Genomic DNA, 24,157 nt, shown 5'->3' on the forward strand with positions numbered 1-24,157 from the left:
AGTTATCAAACAACAATTTATTGATGCGGTTTACTAATATACACCTATAAATATTTTTTTACTATTAAAAATAAAACTATTAATGGGTAGTGCACACCGAGCAAACGTCAAAAGAGCGAAATGTGAAAGTCGCCGCATCGATAGAATCCGCGCCGATCATCGCTTTTTGAGCAGAGCCGGGAGTTTGAGGTGATCCGGAGGAGAGGTTCCATTGTGTCGGGGTGATGAGGGTATAATCCTCTACCATCCCATTTTTCAGGGTTGTTTTATGGATCAATGAACCCCGTGGAGCTTCGACGATCCCGACCCCTTCCCCGCTTATAGAGCCGATTTTTTTCGACGGCTCAATAAAAGAGGGTTCTTTTAAATCGAGCGATTGTAAAAGATTTTTGCAGTGGCTCAAGAGCAGTGCCGTCTCATAGCTTCTGGCCATAACACGGGTATAGGTACTGTCGCGAAAGTTTCGATGTATCTGTTTTATTAATGAAACGTTACTTGTCATAGCACGAGCCAAAGGACCTGTTTCATAATGGCTGTTTTTATAGAGGGCATTCTTGGCAAATGTTTTTTCATTGACGGTGTACGGTTCTTGAAGCGTCACATATTTTGAATTCACTTTGGTCATGCGTGTTTGTGCCAGTTTCAACGGTTTGGAAAATCCATGCTCCCCTAATACCAGATACCGATCGTAAGAACAACCCTGCTGATGCATAGCCGCTTCTCGCAACATTTCTTCGATATTCGTCATATCACCCCTAATCGCAGAAAGCCCTTTTAACGAGGATAGGTGAACATACTCTTCCAAAGATATACCGATCAGCTCTTTCTCAAACCATCGAATCAACTCATCCAGAAGCCCTATTGCACGAACCGTATCGACATAGGTCGGGTCACACGTCACCCCGCCGGGTATCATATACGACGAGTGAGGCCATTGCCCGGCAAAAATAGCCAAAATCTTTGTCGCCAGTGAAGCCGAATAGGCCCCCTTCAACCGACACGAGTCGGCGATATCACGTTTCAGCAAATGGGACAATTCCGGATAGATAACCAGATAAAGCCATTTGAGATGATTTTGTATCAACTCTAACGAGAGGGTCAGCTCTCGGAGAGCCTCGGCTTTGGGAGAGATTTCGATAGGATACCCGCTGTTCTCATACGCCGATTCGATTGCCCGCACCGCCGCAAACAGATGCGAATGACCGCATATCCCGCATACGCGCGGAGTGATAACCAATGCATCCATTGCCGGTTTGGATCGTAAAATCGATTCCATCCCACGGGTATGGGGAAACGCTATGGTCGCAAACGAAACTTTCTCCTCTTCGAAAGTGAACTGCACCGAAGCTTCCCCTTCGATCCGCTCTATCCATTTATGCGTTATCATCGATCAGCCTTTGTTCTAAGCGGGGTATATGAAACGATTTGGCAATACCCGCCATGGTTAAATAACTTCGCTTGGAAATACCGAACGGGACATCTTGGGGAATAGACATATTGGTTTTGGTCTCAAACATATCGGTTCGGGGAAAGTCAGGTTCTGTACACCCAAAGCACGGTGAACCGACCCGTGTTTTCGAGCTTACTTCATTCCATAATATTTTATTGCAAGAAGCATGGGTCATCGGGCCACGGCACCCTTGATGGTAAAAAAGACACCCCTCTTTGGTACCGAAATGCTCCGCATCCACTTTCCACTCAAAATATTCGTTTCGGGTACATCCATGGTGTGCCAAATAAGCGTACAGCTCTTTTGGGCGATGCAGTTCATCGACAGAGATAGGTTTCTTTTCGGCAATCATCCGAAGGGTATATCCCATCCATTCCGGATGGATCGGACACCCGGAGAGATTGATAAGCTTATCATTCTGAGCAAAAGGGCCTTTGAGCTCTTTTTGATCAAATCCAAGTCCCGTAATATGTTCAGGATCACTCTGTTTCAACATACCGCCGAAACTCGCACAGCTCCCTGCCGCAATAACGTACCGAGCATGAGAGCCGTAATGGTTTACCAAAGTCTCCATACTGGTATTGATCCGCATCATCCGAGAATCATACCCCCCCTCAAAAATAAGGATATCACACTCATACGCACAGGTTGTGATTTCTTCGAGGGTATAGGTTGCGGGTAAAATGGGATGATACAAAAATTCAAACGTTTCGAGAATATAGGAGAGGTGGGGATAATTGAGGAAGGAATGGGTGTTACCGTTGCAGGTAACCCCTTGGAGCCATAAGATTTTGAGACGGGTTTTCATGGCAACATCCTGACAACGGTTAACAGTCTGAACCATTGTTCATTTAAATTTCGAGATAGTATACACTACTGAATATCTAAAATACTATAATCGTCGATTTCTCGCCCCAACTCTTCTGAGTTGGAGTGTCTAACAGTGGTCTGCATTCCCACTCGCCTCTCCCCTTTATGTTTTAGTCTCTGCCATGACCTTTGTTCCCATGATCATTACCTCTGCCTCTGTCCCCATGATCATCACCCCTGCCTTGATTCTGGTAATTATACCCGCGATCATAGTGTCTTTCTTGATAACGCGGAACATACTCACGTTCGTACCAGTCATCGCGCACAAATAAGACCCGCTCGCCGCAGGCACGGTATTCGTGACAATGCTTCTTCCAATTTCTAGCATGCCCCGGCGGGACGCGCAGATAGACTGGCGGGCGATTCATCATTCCCCCCCGCTCAACGATTATCGGTTGAGAGTAGAGCACCCTTGGTCGCGGGAAATCGCCGATATCAATTTGGCCATAAAAGCCAGGCTGACCGATACTAACCGAAACACCAACGTCGGCAGCAAGTGCCGAAACACTAAAAGTGGCAGCGGCAATTACCGCTGATAGAAGAAAACGCTTCATGATGACCCCTTTTTTCTATAGTATATTTATACTATAACATAAAATGATATATTTCGCAGTTTGCCAATAGCAAATCAACCTTTTAAAAGCTTTTGTAGCAATATCTCTTCAATATTTTGTCTTGAATCCAAAATAGCCATGATATAAACCGTATCATTGCCGACTTTGTAGATAATCCTCCAAGGCGACGCGATCACTTCTCGATAGTATGTTATCCCCTCTTTTTGAAGTTCAGGTACAACTCTCCCTTTTAAAGGGAAAAAATCAGCGGAATGGGCTACTTTTTTGATTTTCAGATAAACCTCATTGGCATTGTTCGGGCTATCTTTTTTAATATATTCAATGATATTCAAAAGATCATTTTTAGCATTGAGCGTCCATAGCAGTTTATACGTTTTACTCATTTTTTTAGTAATTCTTCTACCGAACGAAATACATCTTCTTCACTCTGTACATTGGCGTTTTTTATATCTTCTTCGGCAAAAGAGAGAAGTTTTAGCAGTGAAATCGCATTTTTCATATCTTCATAACTTTGCGGGTCTTGGATAACCGCTTTGGCTTCACCGTTTTGGGTGATGATCATAGGTCTATGCGTTTCATTGATATGTTTGAGTACGTCTGCCGCTCGACTCTTTAAATAGGTAACAGGTTTAATATCATTCATCAGCTGCATCATAAACTCCTTCGGTCTTTATATGATACCGAATTAAGACTGATTGTGTCAATTTTGATTTTATTGAATCGGGAACGAGAGGAATATAGGCTTATGAGCCAAGTTCATCTTTGTAATCTTCATATTTTGTCAGCGCAAACACTTTTATCTCATCATCCGCTATTATATAAATAATCGTATACCCTTTAAAAATCAAATCACGGATATTGTCATCATTATAATGGATCGAGCGACGGCAACGGTAGGGAAAATCGCTGAGGCTATAGCACTCACGCAGAATCTCACGACGAAATGTATGTGCCGCACTTTTTTTATCCTCGGCAATCTTTTCCAAAACAAACTGAAGTTTGGCGATAAAAGAGGGAAGAATTCTAACGTTCATACGAGTCGATGATCCGTTCGAGATAGACATCTACTTCTTCTATCGAATAGCTCCGTGAACTGCCGATACTCTCATGCGATTTTTGAAGATACTCTTTTTCGCTCATCGTATTCCAATAGCGATAATCACGGAGTTGTTCATATTCGAGAGCGCTGAGGACAACTGCTTCGGGTTTGTTGTTTCGCAGTACGCAGATTTTATCGACTTCATGGTTCGCGAGTTTCGAGAGGACTGCACCGAAGTTTTTGGCGACATCGGTCGAACTCATCATTTCGTTGGATTTATAAGCTACCATCGTAATCTCCCGTGTAATCTTACGGAATATTATACAGGAATTTTAAAAAGTTTTTGCATTTCGTCATTCCCGCGAAGGCGGGAATCCAGCTTTTGGGTTATAGTAATCACCTGACCCCTATTTTTCGTCATTCCCGACCTGATCGGGCGAAGTGCCCTTTAGGGTAAATCCAGCTAAGAAGTTATTGTTGGCGACTGACCCCTATTTCGTATTTCGAACGAAAGCGCTTTATTATACAAGTTCTTTCTCCGCAGTAGTAAGGAAAACTAAAGTCGATGCCGTCATATGAAGCATATAAGCGACCAAATAATCAGGCACTACAGTAGGTGTTGATCCTTGACCGTGCCCACTCAATTTATTTCTACCTGTAGGAACACTGCTTTCAAGCATGCTACGCAATGAACTCAATTGTTGTTGCCAGAACTGAGGAACAAGCCCTTTATCAAAACAAATTTGAATAAGTACTTTCGCTGTGGCATTTGATAGATATGACCATTTACGTTTATCGCAAATGCCTTTCATAGTGCTTTCGAAAGATTTCAGGCAATCATTCAATGATTCTTTATGTTTGCCATGTCTATAGTGTTCATAAGCACTCAAGAATTCTTGCTGAGCCCCCTTATAATTTTTTTCATTTAATAGTCGGAGAGCTGGCTTCACTGCCTCTACATGAATTAGTTCAGAATCTACCCTTACAATTTCACCTTCTAAAAACTGGAAACCAACACCTTGCTCCTTAAAGCGCGAATTTAGTTCATTTATTGCATTATTAGCACATTCTGAAGCATTATTACGTCCAAGATAACTATAATCACGAGTTATTTTATCTATATATTTGAAGCTTAATTCTACAATATCTAATTGCTTTTCGATTTCTTCTACTTGAAGTAAATAATTGGCTAGTTCATCAAGATACATTCGATCGTTATATTTATCTGCCGTCGGTAATTTGAAAAGACCATATTCTCGACATAAGGTATCAACAATAAATTTATATGCGGACTTTACGCTTTCTGCATGTCTGTAGGTATTATAGTAATCATGACTATTCCCCAGTGTATCTGTCCATATGTGAACAATTTGAACTCTTAGAGTATTTGACAAATCATCATATTTATATACATCAGGTACTTCACCCCTAAGCGCCTTTTGACGTTTAGAAAATAGATTAAATATAGCCATAGATTTTTACTATTCCTTCATTGTATAATATTTAACACGAGTAATCAAGAAGATATTCTCTAGTTTTTGATTGTTCACAATACGATTTATTAGATATTGCATTGTAAGTCCAAGTAATCATTTAGGTAAAAGTACTTTTACACGCATGTGCTCAGTTGTTACATCACGAAGCATTCTTTCAACTTCATTTTTCCAAAGTTCTACCATTTTACGGATACCGACATCATGTGAACTAATGTAGACTCCGGCGTGGCTTTCAATTTCACCATATACAAGACGCTTAATAGATAATGCTGATTTATAAAATTCTGCACAACTATGCGAAAATGCATCAAAACGAGAATCTTCTTTAAGAAAAAGTAATATTGGACTTGATTCTTCGATAGACCAATAATCAAGTTTCATAAAATCCATTTGTTGCTCCATTATCTCATTTTCAGCAGCATCTCGACCTTTAATTTCCCACTTCTCCACAGCATTATCAAATGTAACAACAAGAATTTCAGCCCACTTTCGACAATTTTCTACCAATTCATCTGAAAGTTTTTTTCGTTGATTAAAAATATCGTTATCGCGATCAATGTGACGTTTCAATATCGAATATAGAGTTGATATTCCAGGTATTGTCATATTTTTTCCCTTTGTAACTATTATTATTCCAAAATGTACCTTTTCACTCAACGCCTAACAGATTATCTGATATTTAGAATATCTAAATCTAAAAACTAATCTATCAAAATTAAACAAAATGACATATTTTTAAAGATTTTACTATGAAATAAGGAAGTTTGCAAGGGGAAAGGGGATAGATCCCGTATCGAGCACGGGATGACGGAGAAATGGATTTACCCAAAGGGCACTTTGCCCAATCAAGTTGGGAATGATGACGGATACTTAGAGACGAACGATCTTCGCCCCAAATCCCCCAAGATGTTGCGGAGCATCGGTGAAGCTTTTCACACTCGGATGAGCTTTTAGAAACTCTTTGACCGCATAGGAGAGTTTCCCTGTTCCGATACCGTGATAGATAATCACCTCATCGAATCCCTGCAAAAGAGCATCGGAGAGGAACTTGTCCATCCGCTCGCATGCCTCTTCCCCTCGAAGACCGTGAAGATCGAGTTTGAGACCGCTTTTTTGATCGATCTGCGACGTCACTGTCACTTTCGGTTTTTTCGGGAGGTTGCCACTGGGTTTGAGATCGGTGAGTTTGACCCGCAAACGCATCCCCTCCACCTCGATCATCGCCTCTTTGGCTCCGACGCTCACCACCGTACCGCGCTGAGCACGATATTTCACGCTCTGCCCTACTTCGTAGTGAATCGGTTCGGGTTCAGCGATCTTGATCGGCTCCGGTTTCGGGAGTTTGGCTTGTGCCTTGTTGAGCTGACGGTGGATTGCCGCCATATCGTGCCCTCGCGCCGCCTCTTTGGCTTCTCGGATCGCTTCATCGTAGCCGGAGCGAAGTTTGGATTTCTCTGAATCCAGTTCAACACGCAAATACTCCCGTGCCTCTTTGAGTGCTACTTCTTGGGCTTTGAGGGCTTCGAGCCGCTCATCCACCTCGCGGTTTTTCCGTTTGAGTTCCCGCTCCAGCTCACTCCCCCGCTCGATCAGGACGCTCAGTTTTTCGTGGTTTTCACCGTAGAGCGATTTGGCACGGGTGATGATGGCGGGGTTGATCCCGTATCGGGCGGCGGTTTCAAAAGCGTAGCTCTTGCCGATCACCCCTTGTAAAAACTCATAGGTCGGGAGACGGCGCTCTTCGTCATACAACGCCGCCATCAGCTCCACATCGTCGCGATCCGCCATCAGTGCGGCGAGACGTTTGTGGTGGGTGGTGACGATGATCTTTTGACCCCGTTTGATCAGCTCGTCGAGGACAATGGCAAAAAGTGCCGCCGCCTCGTCACTGTCGGTTCCCAGCTCGATCTCATCGACCCCGACAAGGGCACTTTTATGTTCAAACAGATGGCTAAACTGCACCATCCGCCCTGCAAAGGTGGAGATGTCGTTGCTCACACTTTGGGGATCGTCGATCACCGCTTCGATCCGTTTGAAACTCCCGATCCGCGATTTGTGGGGATTGATCTTCATCGGGATGAGATATTTCGCCATCAGACTCGCTGAGAGGAGCGATTTGAGGAGCATCGTTTTACCCCCCGCATTTACCCCCGTAATCATCAGAAGGTTGGATCGAAAATCGACACTGATCGGTTTAGGTTTATGGATGGCGGGATGGGAGAACTCTTCGAGGACAATATCGGTGTTGTTTTGAGGTTTGAGTATCGCGAAATCCCTCGCGCGGGCGAACAACACCCGCGCTTGGTAGTGGTCATACCGGTCGAACTCACGGTCGATAAATCCGATAAAAGGGACGAGGTTGGAAAGTTTTGCGCTGAATCGCTTCGCGTACTCATAGAGCTTGCTCTCCCGCTCCTGCAATACGTACCGCAACTGCTCTTTGGAGCGGAGCACCGAATCGGGGGCAACGTAGAAAAATCCCGCCCCCGTCCGTCCGACGACGGCACCTTTGAGGACATGGTTGAACCCGCCGCGCACCAAAAGAGTCTCTTCATCATTGATGTAGTGGATTTGGGTATCGACGAGATAGGGGGTGAGTTTTTGGGTGTGAAAGAGGCGCTTGATGGAGTCGTTGATCTCCGTTTTGATCGCTTTGATCCGCTGCGCGATTTTATAAAGTTCCTCATCACGCGATTCGATAAAATTCCCCTCATGATCGAAATACTCATCAATCTCATTAAAAGGCTCAGGGATGATGATTGTATCCATCCATTCGCCGATGAGGCCCGCAAAGTCATGGTTGCGCATCAGTCTAAAATAGCGAACCACTTTGAGAAGCTCATAAATCTCTTCGAACCGTAAAACCCCTTGTTTTTTCAGATGATTGATAATCGTCTCAAACGGTATACTTTTTTGGGGAGCCTTGAACTCCAGCTTATCCAATGCTTCGATAAAACGAAAATGGCGTTCCTGATCTCCGGGGATAGCGATATTTTGCTCACGGGAGAAAAACTGCTCTAACGAGGCAATATGGGGGAGAAGATCAAGCTTGCCGAAAAGCTCGGCGAGGTTGGAAGAGAGCGAACTCATTGAACGCACAATCTCACTTGGTTCCTCGCAGCTGATAGGTTAAATCCCCTGCTCCGAATCCTACAATAAGATCACGATCATACGTTTTTACAACGGTATCACCAATAATGGATTCGATCGTATCCCCTGCGCGGTGAAGTTTGTCACTCATCGTGAGGTTATAGTGTCCGAAACGCCCTTCAAAATCGATCTCACGCGGCTCTTCGCTCGCTGCCCATACCGGAAGAATGATCAGTTCGGCACACCCTTCGAAACACTCGACAAACGCATCGAGGTTATCGATAGTACGGGAGTATTTATGCGGCTGCCAGATAGCAATAATCCGTTTGAACCCTTTGAGTTCCGCGTAGATTTTTAGCGACTCCATGGTCGCTTTGATCTCCGTCGGGTGATGGGCGTAATCGTCGATGATGACGCGGTCCGAGCCTTTGAAAATCACATCGAAGCGTTTTTTAATCCCTTTGAAGTGGAGGATATTGGCGCGGATCGCCGCGATACTCATCGTTTGAGCGGCGGCTAAAATCGCGAGTGACGCATCCATAGCAATATGCTCTCCGAATCCCCATACTTCAAACTCGCCCATATTTTTGAGGGTAAAGCGGGTGTAAGGCTCATCATCGATCAGGGTATAGCGGATATTGGTGATATCCTGACTCGGATAGAGACGGATTGCCTCACACTCCAATGTCGCCATAAACGGATCTTCGGCGTTAATGACACGGATCGGTGCCATCTCGACGAAACGGCGGTAGGCATTATGAAACTCATCGATATTGTAGTGGTAATACTCCATATGTTCCGGCTCGGCATTGGTAACAATTGCGCAGTAAGGATTTGAGTTCAAAAAACTGCCATCGCTTTCATCCGCTTCGAAAAGCATCACGTCGGTACTTCCGTCATAGCGGACGTTGGAACCGAAATCCTTGGACTCCGCGCCGATGATAGCACTTCCGCTCATAATAGAGGCTAAAATTGCCGTCGTCGTACTTTTACCGTGTGCACCGCACACCGCGTACACTTTTTTCTCTTTGAGGATGCGGAGCAATGCGTCACGACGATGCAAAACTACGATCCCTCGGCTTTTGGCTTCGACCACCTCGACGTTCGTATCGCGGATAATCGCCGAGTGGATCACCAAATCACACCCATCAGGGATATTTGCCGCATCGTGACCGATTGTGACATTGATACCGCGATCAAGGAGACGTTGTGTAATGTGGGTCGCTTTCATATCCGAACCGCTCACCTCATGGCCGCTAAAACGCATATATTTCGCTAAACCTGAAATTCCGATCCCGCCGATCCCGATAAAATGGATTTTCATACTCCGATCTCCTTTTTGAAAACACTGATATAAAACTTCCCACCCTTTTGAGTTGCGACCATATCGACGTACTCATCGATAAAATCATCAAACGGAATTTGGGTATCACATGCCGCGCGGTGAACCGCCATCGCTTCTGAAAACGCCTCATCATTCGAAAGGCCGCCAAGTACTTCAAACAACGCACTCGCATCCGTTGCAGCGCCTGCACTGTAATGCTCGATCGCATATTCGTATAAGGCTCGAAGCGTTGCGAAATCCTGCACTTCACTCATATCGAGTTTTTCAAGGTTCTCCAAGGTATTCGTGAGTCTCTCTAACGCCAAATCGAGGATATTGGCATAATACGCCATCAACGTCTCTTCGTCGAATGTCTCATGCGCCTGAGCTTCGAGTACGTACAGCGATGCAATGTCCCCTTCACTTTGGGCTTTAAAAATTTTCTCTTTAAGTTCATTCATTGCATTGCCTCCTTCAGGCGGTTAAGTGCTTCGATGGTTCGTACCGTCTCTTCTACCAACGCTATACGGATATAGCCGATTCCGGGGTTTTCTCCTCGTGCATCTTCACGTGCCAAGAATTCTCCCGGCAACACTTTCACGTTATAGTCGCGATAGAGCCGTTTTGTAAACTCCAATGCATCCCCTACTTTGAGCCAAAGATAAAAAGTCGCATCGGAGGTTTCAATGCCTAAAATTTCCTGCACCGCTTTGAAATTTTCCGCATAGACGGCGCGGGCACGATCCACATGCTCCCCATCTGCCCACGCCATTGCTGCTGCTGCTTGGAGAGGCAAAGGTGAAGCGCATCCGACATACGTCCGATACTGTGCGTACCCTTTTAAAATCTCCGCATCCCCCGCGATAAATCCGCTGCGAAGTCCAGGTGCGGAAGAGCGTTTGGAAATCGAGTTGATAACGAGGACATTTTTGAATGAGGAGTTACCGACATAAATCGATGCTTCAAGGAGCGAAGGGACTTTTTGATCGGTATAAATCTCACTGTAACACTCGTCGTTGATAAGACAAAAATCGTGCTTGAGGGCAAGTTTCACCCACGCCCCAAGTTCTTCGAGACTCAGTACCGATGCCGTCGGATTATTTGGGAAGTTCAGAATCACCAAATCGCATTCGGCGAGTTCCGCTTCGTTGATGATCGGCTTAAAACCGTTCGCTTCGGTGAGGTTGAGATGGATCACCCGTGATCGAGAAGCAATCGCAGAGCCCTCATAAATCTGATAAAACGGATTGGTGTAGGCCATTACAGGCTCTTTTTTATCGAACAGATAATATTGAGGAAAATTAAAGAGCACTTCCCGTGTCCCGAACGAACTCACCAATTCATTCGCTCCCAACTTCACGCCGAAACGGCTCTCGACAAAACCGCGCATCGAGTCATTGAGATAGCTCTCCCCCGCCGTTTTCGGATAACGGCGAAGCTCTTCGGAGTGTTTTGCCAGCGATTTTTGGATAAAAGCAGGAGTCTCGAACTGCGGCTCCCCGATGGTCAAAGCGATAGGAGAATAAGCAGGATTAGGGGTAATCCCTTCTAGAAGGGAGGTGAGTTTTTCAAATGGGTACGGTTCAAAATGCAAAGGACGGTCTTTGTAATGGAATTTAATGGTTATATTATAGCGATATGATGCTGTAATTTAATACGTGACCTTCTCTTTTTTGGAGGGTATCATCCGATCTTCCGTTCCATCTACCATTCTCTCAAAATCTTTAATAGTATGTTTACTGATTACCATATAACGCCCTTCAGCCATTATATTCCCACCTGAAGATGCGTGACGTCGATCAATCGTAAATGCCGCCGCGTATCCCGCCTTCTTCGCATCTACGAGGAGCGCATCATCGTAAATACCGAAGACCCATGCAAGATATTTGATCTCATGTCCCATATGCTCTTCGAGCTTTTTCTTCGCACCTCCAAGCTGTTTATCGACAAATTTAGCATACTCTTCGGGTGAAAGTTTTTTCTTCTCGTGTTTAAAATTTGGATGCCAGTACGTATGGGATTCGACGTGAAACAGTTTTGTCCGCTCGAGCTCGCTGAGCTGTTCCCACGTCATCGCATATTTCGCATTTGAAATCGCACTCGGATAGATAAAGAGGGTGATCGGAATCTTATATTTTTTTACAATCGGAGCCATATCGCTGTAAACGCTTTTATGTCCGTCATCGACGGTGATTACAACCGATTTTGAGGGAATCGATTTAATCTTCCCCTGAATATACTGCACTGCCGTATCAAGAGGTATAACGCTATAACCGTTTGTTTTAAGCCACTCCATCTGTTCGTTAAACACGGAGGTTTTCATCGTCATCGAATCAACAACCTCAAGACCAAAACGGTGATAACATAAAATCGGAACTTTTTTTTCTGTTCCTGCACCCCAAACAAAACTCATCAATAACACCCAAACCAATATAAAACGAACCATTTAGACCACCCTGTATAAATTAATCAGATTATAGCGCAACCTGTAAAGCCATGAATTAATATTGTTAACAAATTTATCTTGACATCTCAGTATCATTATCCTACAATTCGCTCAATTAGTTGCATAGTCAACTATTTAGGAGTTTATGAATGAATCGATGCGAATGCCCGATTGAAGAATCGTTAGGGTGTGTAACCAATCACTCTGCCATGGCCGCACGTAACTACCTCACCCGTCAACTCGCCATTCACGGAATTGATATGACGATTGAACAGTTTAAAGTGATGGTCGTTTTGTGGAAAGAGGGAAGTTGTACCCAACAAAACATTGCCGATTTCGTTGGCAAAGACAAAACCAGCGTCACGCGCCTGATCGCCGGTTTGGAAAAACGCTCACTCATCCAAAGAGCAACCGGTTGTCAAGATAAGCGGTGTAATCATGTCACCCTAACCCCTCAGGGAGTCGCTTTGGAAAAACCTACAATGGAAGTTTTAGCAGAAGCAACCTGCTACATCCATCAGGGAATTGATCCCCAAGAACTTGCCATTACACTGCGTGTCTTAAAACAGATGTGCCTAACCTTAAACTACACCTCAAAGGAATCCGAATGAACCGTATCTCTACCCTCGCCCTCTCTTCTGTTTTATTACTCGCTCTCGGCGGATGCGAACGCCCGAAAGCCAAGGGGATGGAAAAGCCCCCTGAAGGTCCTGTTCCTGTCACGGTAACTGACGTAAAATCGGGTAGTTTTCCTGCCATTCTCGAGGCAACAGGGCAAACCCAAGCATACTATACCGTGCAAGTCTATGCTCGGATATCAGGGTATCTGCTAAAACGTGCCTATACAGAAGGTCAATTTGTAACCAAAGGACAAACGCTCTTTATTATCGATCCATCGGATTTGAAAAATGCTCTAGAGAGTGCCAAAGCAGCCTATGAACTCGCAAATGCAAATTATTCTAATGCAAAAGCTGTTTTAAACCGTATCAAACCTTTGGCACAAGCCAATGCCGCAAGTCAACAGGATCTCGACAGCGCAACGGCAAATGAACGTAATGCCGCTGCTGCTGTTATGGGAGCAAAAGCTTCACTGGAACAAGCCAAACTCAATCTTAGCTATACGACGATCAAAGCCCCTATCAGCGGATTTGTCGATAAGTCTAAGATCGATATTGGAACGTATATCACAGCGGGAGCCAATGGTCTTCTTACCACGGTCTATCAAAATGATCCCATTTATGTCAATTTTACCTTTAGCGAAAACCAAAAAATTGCTCGTCAGAATGCAATTGCAAGTGGCCAACTCGTCGCCCCTAAAGATGGAAATTATGAAGTAGAACTCACCCTAGGCGATGGATCGACGTTGGTCAAAAAAGGGCAAATTAACTTTGTGGCTCCCTTCATCGATTCGACAACCGGAACCATTACCTACCGTGCCATTATCGACAATAGCGATCATACACTTCTTCCGGGGCAATTTGTCCATGTAAAAGTCAAAGGGATGGAGTGGAAAAACACTCTTTATATCCCGCAAAAAACCCTTCTTACAGGGGACAAAGGGAAATTTGTTTACGCTATCGAAGCCAACAATACCGTCACCCCTAAACCTGTGACGACCGGAGAGTGGGTCGGGGAAAATGTTTTGATAGAAAGTGGTATCAATATCGGAGATAAAATTGCTGCAGACGGCTTGGTCAAACTCAAACCGGGTGCTACTATTATCCCCAGTGATAAAAAATAGATTGGAAATAATAGATGTTTAGTAAATATTTTATCAATAGACCTGTTTTATCGGCCGTTATTGCTTTAATGATTATGATATTGGGCTTTGCGGCGATCAAAAATCTCCCCATTTCACAACTACCCAATCTCACCCCACCTACTGTTGTCGTTACAGCTCAGTATCCAGGTGCGGATGCACAAACCATAGCAAACAATATCCTCACTCCGCTTGAGTCTCAGATCTCCGGGGCCGATGGATTAATGTATATGTCTTCCAAAGCCGCCGCTTTACCGGGAAGTGCCACGATCACCTGCACATTCAACATCGGGGTCAATCAAGATATGGCAGCGGTAGATGTCCAAAATCGGATTAATACCGTCCTCGCCCTCCTCCCTCAGAGTACACGTGATCTTGGAGTAAGCGTAGAGAAAAAAACGTCTGACATTCTCCTGCTTGTGGCCATTACGTCACCGGATGAAAGTTTTAATTCGACGCAGATCAGTAACTACATCTCCTCTAATCTCCTTGATGAAATCAAAAAAATCCCCGGAGCGGGACGATCACAAATATTCGGACAACGTGATTATGCTATGCGTGTTTGGCTCAATCCCGACAAAATGGCCTCTTTAGGTGTCAGCACTACCGAAATCGCCGCAGCGATCAAAGATCAGAATCTCCAAGTCTCCCCCGGGCGTTTAGGACAGGGGCCTACGAATGATGCTCAAATGTGGACGATGCAGCTTACTTCCAAAGGACGCTTTAGTACACCTGAAGAGTTTCAGAACATCATTATCCGTTCTCAACCTGACGGTTCAGCATTACGACTTAAAGATGTTGCCCGTGTAGAACTCGGAAGCCAAAACTATGAATTCTTCGGACGGGTCAACGGAAAACCGGCTGCTATGATCGGGATTTTTGCCGATACCAATGCCAATGCGTTGGATACCTCTGCCGCCGTTGCAGATAAAATGGCAAAACTCTCCAAAAAATTTCCGAAAGGGATCGAATATAATATCCCTTATGATACAACCGATTTTGTCAAAATTTCGATTGAAGAAGTTGTTTTTACCCTTCTTGCCTCCATCGTTTTGGTCAGCTTGGTTATCTATCTCTTTTTGCAAAGCTCTCGTGCAGCAATGATCCCTATCCTCTCAATCCCGATCTCTCTTACCGGAGCCTTTATCGGGATGTTCCTTTTGGGATATTCCATCAATACCCTTACCCTCTTTGGGCTGGTTCTTGCCATCGGTATTGTCGTGGATGATGCCATAGTCGTTATTGAGAATATGGAAAGAATACTTCAGAGCGAAAAACTTTCACCGCGCGAAGCGGCAATCAAAGCAATGACGCAAATCTCCGGCCCCGTGGTTGCGATCGTCTTGGTCATGTGTGCCGTTTTCATTCCGGCAACGTTCTTAGGGGGGATGACGGGACAGCTTTATAAACAATTTGCCGCAACCATTGCAATTTCTGTTGTCTTCTCAGGTTTTATGGCACTTACCTTTGCCCCTGCAATCGGAGCCCTTATTCTCAAACACCATGAGAAAGAACCTCTCGCATTTTTCCGCTGGTTCAACCGTGCATTCGGAAAAATGACCGACAATTATGTTCGACGATCCGGTTTTATGATTCGTAAATCGTTCATTTTTTTAGTCATTTATCTTTCGACATACGGCTTTATCGCCTTTTTCCATAAAACTCTACCAAGTGCCTTTTTACCGATGGAAGATCAAGGATACTTCATCACCAGTATCAACCTTCCGGAAGGGGCGACCTCCAACCGTACGTTAGAGGTCGTAAAACAAGTGGAAGCCATTTTGAGTAAACAAGACGGTGTTTCAAAATACACGGCCATTACCGGTATAAATATTCTTACCTTCTCTCAAGAACCGAATTCTGCGGTTGTTTTTACCCGTTTAAAACCATGGAGCGAACGTCCAAGCAAAGATCTTGCTGTTTTCGGTATTCTGAATTCTATCGGACCCAAATTGGCCGGCATTAAAGAGGCTAAAGTGTTTGCGATGCCTCCACCTCCCATCCGAGGAATGGGACCATCCGATATGTTCAGCTTCCGTCTTCTCCAACCGGGAGACAACAATGTAACTAAGCTCGCAGATGCAACCAATGCATTTGTAGGTGAATTACGGAATAATCCAAATTTTAAAAATCCGTTTACGACAATGAATATTACGACCCCTACGCTCTCTGTCGAAGTGGATCGCGAAAAAGCTAAAATGCTCGGTCTCTCCATAGCAGAAGTTTTCCAAACGCTCCAAGCAACCATCGGGTATATGAATATCAATCAGTTTGATAAAAACGGTAAAACGTACTGGGTACAAATGCAATCAGATTCTCCCTATCGAACTACACCCGAAGACATTGGAAGAGGGTGGGTACGCTCATCCAGCGGCAAGTTGGTACCTCTTTCCAGTGTTATAAAAGTGTCGATGTCAAGCGCACCTTCGAGCATTGAGCACTTTAATGGTGTTTTAAGTACTACCGTCATGGGTTCTCCCGCTCCGGGACGCAGTTCAGGAGAGATTATAAAAATACTGGAAGATTCAGCAGATACGATTCTGCCAAGTTCTATCAACTACGATTGGGACGGCCTGTATCTGCAAGAAAAACTTGTCGGCTCCAAAGCGCTGATTATTATGGCTTTTGCCCTCATCATGGTTTATTTGATTCTTGCAGCGCTGTATGAACGTTGGACCCTTCCAATCTCGATTATGTTAGCCGTCCCTTACGGTATTATGGGAGCATATACGGTCGTATGGTTGATTCCATTCTTAAATAACAACGTCTTTTTCCAAATCGGACTCCTAACCCTCATTGCCCTCTCGGCGAAAAATGCAATTCTTGTTGTCGAGTTTGCCGAGGAGCAGCGACATGCCGGTAAAAGTATCTATGATGCCGCTATGGAAGCAGCACGTTTACGTTACCGTCCGATGATGATGACCTCTTTTGCCTTTTTGGCAGGAATGTTACCGCTTATCTTCAGTTCCGGTGCGGGTGCAATGGGACGATTTTCAATCGGAGTAGCCATGTTTGGAGGGATGTTAGCCGCAACGTTTATTGAGCGTTATTTCATCCCATTCTTGTATTACTGGGTTTCAACTGTCAAAGAGAAAATCGCCCCTGAAAAAGGAGTTACACATGAATAAGTATTCTATCTCTGGATCAATAGTCCTCACCCTTTTACTTGGAGGGTGTGCCGCCATCGGTCCTGATTATACTAAACCCGATACCATAACTCCCGAAAGTTTTCGATATACCGATGCCAATGAGAGTAGCAAGAACGCAGTCAATACACTATGGTGGAAAAACTTTGAAGATCCTCTTCTTTCTGAGAATATAGAACGTGCTCTCACAAACAATCAAGACCTTCAAGCCTCACAAGCTTCCGTTGATTCACTATTAGGAAAATTTGATCAGGCTAAATCCTATCTTTATCCCCAAATTAACGGTAATGGTTCTGCAGATAAAAAAGGAGTCTCAAACGCTACGAGAGGGGGATATATGCTTCAAGAAGGAGATATATCCACCTATGCGGCATCACTCTCTCTCGCCAGCTATGAGATTGATCTCTTTGGCAAAGTACGCCGTGCTAATGAAGCGGCGCGCGCTTTATTGCTCTCGAGTGAATATGCCAAACAAACCTTACGCGTTTCTACCGCGACAAACGTAGCGGCTTCCTACGTCAAACTCTCTTCTTTAAATGAGCAAATTGCTTTAGCCGAAGAGAATCTTAAAGCTTCCAGCGATATCGAACAACAAACGGCCCTTAAATATCGATACGGTTCGATTGCCGAGAGTATTTATCTACAATCAAAATCAGAATTAGAGAGTTCCAAAGCAACCCTTTCGCAGCTTCAAGCTGCAAAAATCGCTGAAGAAGCAACGTTCAATCTCCTTTTGGGTCGCAATCCGCAAACCGTTAACACAACCAACATCGACGCCATTTATATCCCTGAAGTTCCCGCTGCCCTTCCCAGCAGCTTGTTAGCCAATCGCCCGGATATCGCAGTGGCTGAACAAAATCTTATCGCTGCAAACGCCCAAATCGGGATTGCTCGTGCTGCCTATTACCCCAGCATCAAACTAACAGGGATGTTAGGGGTGCAAAGTCTGGAACTCACTAATTTCATCTCTAATCCGGCTAAAATATGGGAAGTAACCCCGTCAGTCACTCTCCCAATCTTTTCAGCAGGACTTATCGCAGGGCAAATTAAAACAGCTGAAGCCGATCATAACCGTACACTTATACAATATCAAAAAGCGATTGTCACCGCATTCAACGATGCGGATAATGCAATAGGCCAAAACAGCAAAGCCAAAGAGCAGCTCCTCTACCAAACCGCACGTACTCAAGCTATTCAAAAAGCGTTCGAGCAATCTAAACTGCAATATAAAGTCGGAACAATCGCTTACAGCGATATGCTGCTTGTTCAACAACAATGGCTTCAAGCAAAGCAAAGCTACTTAATTGCCAAACAAAACACCTTAATAGCTACAATATCACTCTATAAAGCACTGGGAGGGGGTTGGGACAACAAAGCCAAGCTGCCTGAGCCTAATTTGCTCCCTGCGGGCAGATGAGGCAGTTTTAGCTTTTAAGCGCTCGATAAATATTTTCAGAGATTGACGATTCATACTCTTCAATCCCTTTGGGGAGGATATTTTCTCCATACAAGAAAACCATTCCCCCCAAATATCCCATAAACAATCCAAATGCACTAAAAAAGTCTTGATCTCTCAGCTCTTTAGAACGAACACCTTCTTCGAAAAAAATCATCATCTCCGTAACAAACGGACTAACACAAATCATCCCTTCGCATCCCGCTTTAAAAACTTCGCGGTTTGAAAGATAAACCCGCAAAAAATACTCTATTGTTTCAGGTCGCTCACGTGCTATACGAAAATACATCCGTACAATGGCAGTAATTTTTTCATTCACACTAACATTACTTTCATTGATAAGCCGTATCTCATCGCCTAACAACTCAGCAATATATAAAATCAATTCTTTTGCCAAAGTCTCTTTGGAAGCAAAATAATTATAGAAATTTCCAACACTCATTCCAACTTTTGCAGCAATAGAGGGCATAGTTGTTTGGTAGAACCCCTCTTTTGAAAAAAGTTCTAACGCTTTGGACATAATATTTATTTTTCGTTCTTCTTTGGATGGACGTGCCAAATTATCCCTTTTTATCTTATTTTATATCCCCATACGGAGTAGAATAATGTTTTATTGTATGCGAATAATACCATTTTAAAGAACATTTTTTCCTGTCTAAGGATACTCGAAAAAGATAACAAAAAGTAAATCAAGTAAAAAAATGGAAAAAACCTATTTTTTTACTTCAATCAATATCACTATTTTATGACATTTTACGACATAAATAAAAAAATAAAATCTCCAAAAAGCCCTGAAATAGGCGGTTCTTAAAAAATATTTAGAAATTTTATGAAATCTCTTGACAAAGGGAGGGGGAGAAGTGCTATACTTCCGCCATATTTTTTAAGGAGCCTTACCATGATGAAAATCGTTTCTGCTTTATTGCTTGCCGCAATGTTTATCGGATGCAGTGATTCTGCTAAAACTGAAACTGCACCTGCTACTGAAGAAGTAGCTGCACCTGCTGCTGAAGCTGCACCTGCTGCTGACGCTGCTACTGCAACTGACGCTGCTGCACCTGCTGCTGATGCTGCTACTGACGCTGCTGCACCTGCTGCAACTGACGCTGCTGCACCTGCTGCAGAAGCTGCACCTGCTAAATAATTTTAGCTTTTGCAACTTCGTTTCGTGCTTCGGCACGAAATATTTTTCCTCTTTTTCTTCATTAACATAAAATCAAACTAACTTCTACTAAAATAGCCTAAACCTTTTAGGAGTATTTCTATGAAAATCTTTATTCCCATCCTTTGTTCTCTTCTATTAATCGGATGCAATGACACGGCTAAAACGTCTGCAGCTGAAAATACCACTGGAGGTTCAGAAACAGCCACAGTACCCACCCCGACGACAGTAGCAGAGAAACCGAATATCTCCTCTACTACAACGGTAGCACCCATGACTGCTGCAATCGATGGCGGAGCACTATTCGCGCAAAAATGCGCTTCTTGTCATGGTACAAAAGCTGAAAAATCGGCACTTGGAAAATCTCAAATCATTGCAACCTTTAGTGAACAACAAATTAAAGATGCATTACATGGATATCAGTCCGGAACGTATGGAAAAGAGCTGAAAGCATTAATGCAAGGACAGGTGAAACCGTTAAGTGACGAACAAATCGGCGTATTAGCAAAGTATATTTCTGCTCTTTAAGGAAGGAGAAGCCATTCACGCTTCTCTTCTATTGAAGCAGTCGTATAAAAGAATCCGTAAAGCTCTCATCAAAATGGTTATTCATCTCTTGTTTAATCAATAGCAATGCTTCAAAACTTGTGTAGCTTGTCCTAAATGTCCGTTTAGTCGTTAATGCATCAAAAACATCGCACATTCCGATAATACGGGCGGATTTTGGAATCATTTTCCCTCGCAGCTGTTTGGGATATCCACTCCCATCCAGTTTTTCATGATGATATCGGACGCCGTTGAGTATTTTATGACTGGTAATCCCATTGGCTTCTAAAATATCACACCCGTAATCACTATGTTGCATCATAATTTTATATTCATCCTGATCCAATGGACCTGGTTTGAGCAATATAGATTCATCAATCCGCAATTTACCTATATCATGCAATAAGGCCGCAAACGTATAATCTGCCATATCCTCTTTTGAGCTTTTTTGTACTTTACTTAAAACAGCGCTCAACATTGCAACATTTGCACTGTGATGATGTGTAGAATACTCTTTATGCATTATCTTTAATATATATGGCATTGCATTACCACTGGAATTTACACATTCAACCAATTCAAAAATACAACGTTGAAGCGCTTGTACAGGCAACTCTTCATTCGTCGTTTCAAAAATTGCTTCCATCAATGCTGCCATTGTTGTATAAATCATAAGCAATTGTTCTTCAAAAATACTTACCGATACCAGGCGCTCTTTTAACGTTAACGCGGCTTCAATACTCCCTCGTTTTGATAGACTCAAGACGGCTGTATTCGTATCTATAGTATATGATGCACGATATTCATAAAATTTTTCAGAATCCGTTTTAAGTATATAAATAACCTGATGTTGATGTAATTTTTCATACAGATCTTTAATAATAAGCGTACCGGCTTCAATGATAATTACAAAGTCTTCAAATCGCTTTATATAACAATCAAAGGGGATTACAGCCCCCTGAACGATTATTTCAGGCTTTACAGAAAAATATTTGTGATTAATAACTCGACGTACTACTTTTGGCATATAACCTCATGCACATCTGCGACAGGAAGTAGAAATTTTTGCGTTACCAATTCCCCTTCTTCATTAAAAAAAAGGTAGTATAAATAGTCTTTTTTGACACTCAATCCTGCTAAATAACGCAATGCCAAATTGGCTTGCAATGACGCGATATGCATAACAATCGGTGCCGCTATACCGGCAGGTGTTTTTGATGTAATTTTAAAGAGTTCCGTAAAGGAAGCCTTTTCGAAAAAACAGACTTGTCCGTTAAACGCCTCCACCGATCCATAAATCCATGGCAACGCTTTAGACACCGCATAGGTGTTAATTGCGCCGCGTGAGGGGAGATTATCGGTAGCATCGATGATCAGATCAACCTCAATATTTTTATGGGTAAATTCTTCAAAAGTACACACATGGGCATAGGCTTTAACATAAGGACATCGATCTTCAATTAATATCGAACAAACCTCGGCTTTGTATTTCCCCTCATCTCCCATTTTAAAAGAAATTTGACGATGGATATTGTGTAAGCTTACCGTATCGAAGTCCACCATATGAATCTCGCCGATCCCTGATGCACCCAATGCGAATGCTAACGAACTTCCAAGCCCTCCACTCCCAATAATTGCTATACGTTTGTTTTGAAGCGACTGCTGCGTCTCTTCACCCCATAATTGTACTTGTCGGTGGAAATACTGCATCATTGTTATTTACGCTTGCGGAGAGCCTCTTTGAACCCCCACCCTTTCCTTGAATCGCTCAGAGATTTCCGATCCAAATCAACAATCAAAAGCTCTTCCGTATTACCGAGATCGGCTTCAATTTCTCCATCAGGCGAAACAAGCATAGAATCGCCGTAAAATTTCCATGCGTATTTTTCATCATTGTACTCACCAATGCGATTCGCTCTAAGAATATAACAACTGTGGGTAAAAGCACGCATTTTTACCAATTCACGCCAACGATTGTGCGATTCAAATGTCGAAGCACTCGGCACAAGTACAACATCAACCCCTTTGGTACTGATCGCCTCCCACAATGGATCAAAATGGAGTTCAAATCCCCCCATCACAGCAAATTTAAATCCGCCGGCAGCAAAAATCATCGGTGCTTTTACCGCTTCTATCGGATTGGCAAAGAATTTCTCTTCATTCCAATGGGGATAATTGATCAAAAATTGCTGTGGATAATAAGTGACACTTCGTGCATTTACCTTGACAATCATTTTAGTACACTCTTTTTTCTTTACCGTTACGATAGGAGCCACGAAAATAAGATCGTATTTGAGGGCCAGTGCTTTAAGCGTCTCTATTTGGTGATTGCTTTGCTCTTGAATCATTGAGATAGGTGTTTGCACTAACTCTTTAAAGAAAGGGTTGAGAAGATACTCTCCGAGTAAAATAAGCTTTACCCCTTTTTGGTGTGCAACACGGGCATAATTATCAAGCTTGTTGCTTCCCATACCGATTGAGGGGAGTTGTAAAATAGCGATGCGCATCATTGCTCCTGATTCTTAAGTATTTGAATTTGTAATTGAGCCTGTTCTAACATTTTTTCGGCGATTTGGAGCTCTTTCATCCCCTCTTCATACGCTTTGACACTTTCATTCATCGGCAATGCAGGATCCATTAATCTTTCCAAAATTGTTTTTGCATTTGCAATTTTTACTTCAAAGCTCTCTTCTTCACTCATAATGCTTCCCTTACATACGTATCAATTTTATCGATCTCTACTAAAAATGCATCATGCCCGTAATCGCTTTTTACTTCAAGATAATCAACATTTTCTTTCCCTAATGAACGCATTGAAGTGTAGATGCTCTCCATTTCTGACGGCAAGAATAAGATATCTTTTTCAAATCCGACTAAATACAACTCGCTGTTAATTTTAGAAAAAGCCTCTTCCATCGAATCAAACCCTCTGGAAAGGTCATAAATATTAATCGCTTTCGTAATATACAAATAGGACAAAGGATCAAACCATTTGGTAAAATTATAGCCGTTATATTCCAGATACGATTCGATCTGAAATTTTCCGAACAGCTCATACAGCCCATCCGTCCGTTTGTATTCACGCCCAAATTTTTTCGTCATGGACTGATGCGACAAAAAGCTGATATGCCCTGCCATACGGCCGATTGCCATACCGCTGAGACCCTTTTCACGAATGACTTCGGGATCGTAATAGCCGTTCTTAAAATCAGGATCTTTAAGGATCGCTTCTTGTGCAACCTTGTTAAAGGCAATCGCCCACGGCTGCGTTGCCGCTGTGGTCGCCATAGCGATGATTTTTTTGGCAAAGTTCGGAAAAAAGACACCAAATGCCAGCGCTTGCATCCCCCCCATTGATCCTCCGATTACCGCATGGACCTGATGAATTCCCAAACGGTCAAACAAGATTCGCTGTGCTTTGACCATATCTAAAATCGTCACCACCGGAAATTTATAACGATACGGCTCATTATAGGGGTATCGTGGAGACATAGGACCGGTCGAGCCGAAACAGCTCCCGATAACATTGGTACAGATCACGAAAAATTTGTCGGTATCGACCGCTTTTCCCTGCCCTATCAAACCATCCCACCAACCGCTTTTATTGTCCCCTTCATACGTACCTGCCGCATGATGAGAACCGGTCAATGCGTGACATATCACGATCACATTATCTTTCGCTTCATTGAGCTCGCCATAGGTCTCGTAAACAATATCATACGGTTCTAGAATACGTCCGCTCTCTAAATAGAGCGGATTGGTAAAATGTTCACTGTGAAGCTGCAGGTTTAACATAAT

26 protein-coding genes are annotated in these 24,157 nt (G+C 43.4%); 6 read left to right on the forward strand and 20 right to left on the reverse strand.

Annotated elements, in window-relative coordinates:
- Positions 1-79: 79 nt before the first annotated feature.
- From WC407_RS02750 to WC407_RS02815, 14 genes are all read right to left on the reverse strand, one after another.
- Complete coding sequence (locus WC407_RS02750; protein WP_373021016.1) at positions 80-1,387, reverse strand: nickel-dependent hydrogenase large subunit; 1,308 nt, start codon at positions 1,385-1,387, stop codon at positions 80-82.
- A complete protein-coding gene (locus tag WC407_RS02755) occupies positions 1,374-2,258 on the reverse strand; it encodes a hydrogenase (protein WP_373021017.1) in 885 nt (294 codons plus the stop codon). The genes WC407_RS02750 and WC407_RS02755 overlap by 14 nt, the downstream gene beginning before the upstream one ends.
- Positions 2,259-2,430: 172 nt before the next feature.
- Positions 2,431-2,874, reverse strand: coding sequence for a hypothetical protein (locus WC407_RS02760; protein ID WP_373021018.1), 444 nt, complete (start codon positions 2,872-2,874; stop codon positions 2,431-2,433).
- Between the two features lie 74 nt (positions 2,875-2,948).
- Positions 2,949-3,278: a type II toxin-antitoxin system RelE/ParE family toxin gene (locus WC407_RS02765; RefSeq protein ID WP_373021019.1), complete on the reverse strand. Its 330-nt coding sequence runs from the start codon at positions 3,276-3,278 to the stop codon at positions 2,949-2,951.
- Positions 3,275-3,547, reverse strand: a complete 273-nt coding sequence (locus WC407_RS02770) for a type II toxin-antitoxin system Phd/YefM family antitoxin (RefSeq protein ID WP_373021020.1) — start codon at positions 3,545-3,547, stop codon at positions 3,275-3,277. The genes WC407_RS02765 and WC407_RS02770 overlap by 4 nt, the downstream gene beginning before the upstream one ends.
- Positions 3,548-3,638: 91 nt before the next feature.
- A complete protein-coding gene (locus WC407_RS02775; RefSeq protein ID WP_373021021.1) occupies positions 3,639-3,929 on the reverse strand; it encodes a type II toxin-antitoxin system RelE/ParE family toxin in 291 nt (96 codons plus the stop codon).
- Positions 3,919-4,224, reverse strand: coding sequence for a hypothetical protein (locus tag WC407_RS02780; protein WP_373021022.1), 306 nt, complete (start codon positions 4,222-4,224; stop codon positions 3,919-3,921). Before WC407_RS02780 ends, WC407_RS02775 begins: the two co-directional genes overlap by 11 nt.
- Before the next feature lie 231 nt (positions 4,225-4,455).
- Complete coding sequence (locus tag WC407_RS02785) at positions 4,456-5,406, reverse strand: STM4504/CBY_0614 family protein (RefSeq protein WP_373021023.1); 951 nt, start codon at positions 5,404-5,406, stop codon at positions 4,456-4,458.
- Positions 5,407-5,523: 117 nt separating this feature from the next.
- Entirely contained in the window at positions 5,524-6,036 is a 513-nt protein-coding gene (locus WC407_RS02790; protein WP_373021024.1) for a hypothetical protein, read from the reverse strand.
- 264 nt (positions 6,037-6,300) lie between these two features.
- Entirely contained in the window at positions 6,301-8,520 is a 2,220-nt protein-coding gene (locus WC407_RS02795; protein WP_373021025.1) for an endonuclease MutS2, read from the reverse strand.
- 13 nt (positions 8,521-8,533) lie between these two features.
- Positions 8,534-9,844, reverse strand: a complete 1,311-nt coding sequence (gene murC / locus WC407_RS02800; RefSeq protein ID WP_373021026.1) for a UDP-N-acetylmuramate--L-alanine ligase — start codon at positions 9,842-9,844, stop codon at positions 8,534-8,536.
- On the reverse strand, positions 9,841-10,305 hold the full coding sequence (locus WC407_RS02805; protein WP_373021027.1) for a hypothetical protein: 465 nt from the start codon (positions 10,303-10,305) through the stop codon (positions 9,841-9,843). Before WC407_RS02805 ends, murC begins: the two co-directional genes overlap by 4 nt.
- Complete coding sequence (locus WC407_RS02810) at positions 10,302-11,438, reverse strand: succinyldiaminopimelate transaminase (protein ID WP_373021028.1); 1,137 nt, start codon at positions 11,436-11,438, stop codon at positions 10,302-10,304. The genes WC407_RS02805 and WC407_RS02810 overlap by 4 nt, the downstream gene beginning before the upstream one ends.
- Before the next feature lie 57 nt (positions 11,439-11,495).
- Positions 11,496-12,290: a polysaccharide deacetylase family protein gene (locus WC407_RS02815; protein ID WP_373021029.1), complete on the reverse strand. Its 795-nt coding sequence runs from the start codon at positions 12,288-12,290 to the stop codon at positions 11,496-11,498.
- Positions 12,291-12,439: 149 nt separating this feature from the next.
- Between WC407_RS02815 and WC407_RS02820 the strand changes: the two genes are divergently transcribed.
- The 4 genes from WC407_RS02820 to WC407_RS02835 are packed head-to-tail and all read left to right on the forward strand — an operon-like array spanning position 12,440 to position 18,612.
- Positions 12,440-12,901, forward strand: a complete 462-nt coding sequence (locus WC407_RS02820; protein ID WP_373021030.1) for a MarR family winged helix-turn-helix transcriptional regulator — start codon at positions 12,440-12,442, stop codon at positions 12,899-12,901.
- Positions 12,898-14,031, forward strand: coding sequence for an efflux RND transporter periplasmic adaptor subunit (locus WC407_RS02825; RefSeq protein WP_373021031.1), 1,134 nt, complete (start codon positions 12,898-12,900; stop codon positions 14,029-14,031). Before WC407_RS02820 ends, WC407_RS02825 begins: the two co-directional genes overlap by 4 nt.
- A gap of 14 nt (positions 14,032-14,045) precedes the next feature.
- Positions 14,046-17,177, forward strand: a complete 3,132-nt coding sequence (locus tag WC407_RS02830) for an efflux RND transporter permease subunit (RefSeq protein WP_373021032.1) — start codon at positions 14,046-14,048, stop codon at positions 17,175-17,177.
- Positions 17,170-18,612: an efflux transporter outer membrane subunit gene (locus WC407_RS02835; RefSeq protein WP_373021033.1), complete on the forward strand. Its 1,443-nt coding sequence runs from the start codon at positions 17,170-17,172 to the stop codon at positions 18,610-18,612. Before WC407_RS02830 ends, WC407_RS02835 begins: the two co-directional genes overlap by 8 nt.
- Positions 18,613-18,619: 7 nt before the next feature.
- On the opposite strand, the gene WC407_RS02840 is transcribed toward WC407_RS02835, so the two are convergent.
- Positions 18,620-19,210, reverse strand: a complete 591-nt coding sequence (locus WC407_RS02840) for a TetR/AcrR family transcriptional regulator (protein ID WP_373021034.1) — start codon at positions 19,208-19,210, stop codon at positions 18,620-18,622.
- Between the two features lie 339 nt (positions 19,211-19,549).
- Between WC407_RS02840 and WC407_RS02845 the strand changes: the two genes are divergently transcribed.
- Entirely contained in the window at positions 19,550-19,795 is a 246-nt protein-coding gene (locus tag WC407_RS02845) for a hypothetical protein (protein ID WP_373021035.1), read from the forward strand.
- A 120-nt stretch (positions 19,796-19,915) separates the two neighbouring features.
- Positions 19,916-20,341: a cytochrome c gene (locus WC407_RS02850; RefSeq protein ID WP_373021036.1), complete on the forward strand. Its 426-nt coding sequence runs from the start codon at positions 19,916-19,918 to the stop codon at positions 20,339-20,341.
- A 28-nt stretch (positions 20,342-20,369) separates the two neighbouring features.
- Here the strand turns inward: WC407_RS02850 and WC407_RS02855 are convergent, their stop codons facing one another.
- From WC407_RS02855 to WC407_RS02875, 5 genes are read right to left on the reverse strand one after another with little or no spacing between them, the layout of a single operon-like run.
- On the reverse strand, positions 20,370-21,386 hold the full coding sequence (locus tag WC407_RS02855; RefSeq protein WP_373021037.1) for an HD-GYP domain-containing protein: 1,017 nt from the start codon (positions 21,384-21,386) through the stop codon (positions 20,370-20,372).
- Positions 21,374-22,072: a ThiF family adenylyltransferase gene (locus tag WC407_RS02860; protein WP_373021038.1), complete on the reverse strand. Its 699-nt coding sequence runs from the start codon at positions 22,070-22,072 to the stop codon at positions 21,374-21,376. Before WC407_RS02860 ends, WC407_RS02855 begins: the two co-directional genes overlap by 13 nt.
- A gap of 2 nt (positions 22,073-22,074) precedes the next feature.
- Positions 22,075-22,866, reverse strand: coding sequence for a carbon-nitrogen hydrolase family protein (locus WC407_RS02865; protein WP_373021039.1), 792 nt, complete (start codon positions 22,864-22,866; stop codon positions 22,075-22,077).
- Positions 22,866-23,060, reverse strand: a complete 195-nt coding sequence (gene xseB / locus WC407_RS02870) for an exodeoxyribonuclease VII small subunit (RefSeq protein WP_373021040.1) — start codon at positions 23,058-23,060, stop codon at positions 22,866-22,868. Before xseB ends, WC407_RS02865 begins: the two co-directional genes overlap by 1 nt.
- The gene (locus WC407_RS02875; protein ID WP_373021041.1) at positions 23,057-24,154 is read right to left on the reverse strand and encodes a homoserine O-acetyltransferase; all 1,098 of its coding nucleotides are present in this window, start codon (positions 24,152-24,154) and stop codon (positions 23,057-23,059) included. Before WC407_RS02875 ends, xseB begins: the two co-directional genes overlap by 4 nt.
- Between the last annotated feature and the right edge of the window lie 3 nt (positions 24,155-24,157).

The sequence above is a fragment of the Sulfuricurvum sp. genome (assembly GCF_041651515.1).
Classification (GTDB): Bacteria; Campylobacterota; Campylobacteria; order Campylobacterales; family Sulfurimonadaceae; genus Sulfuricurvum.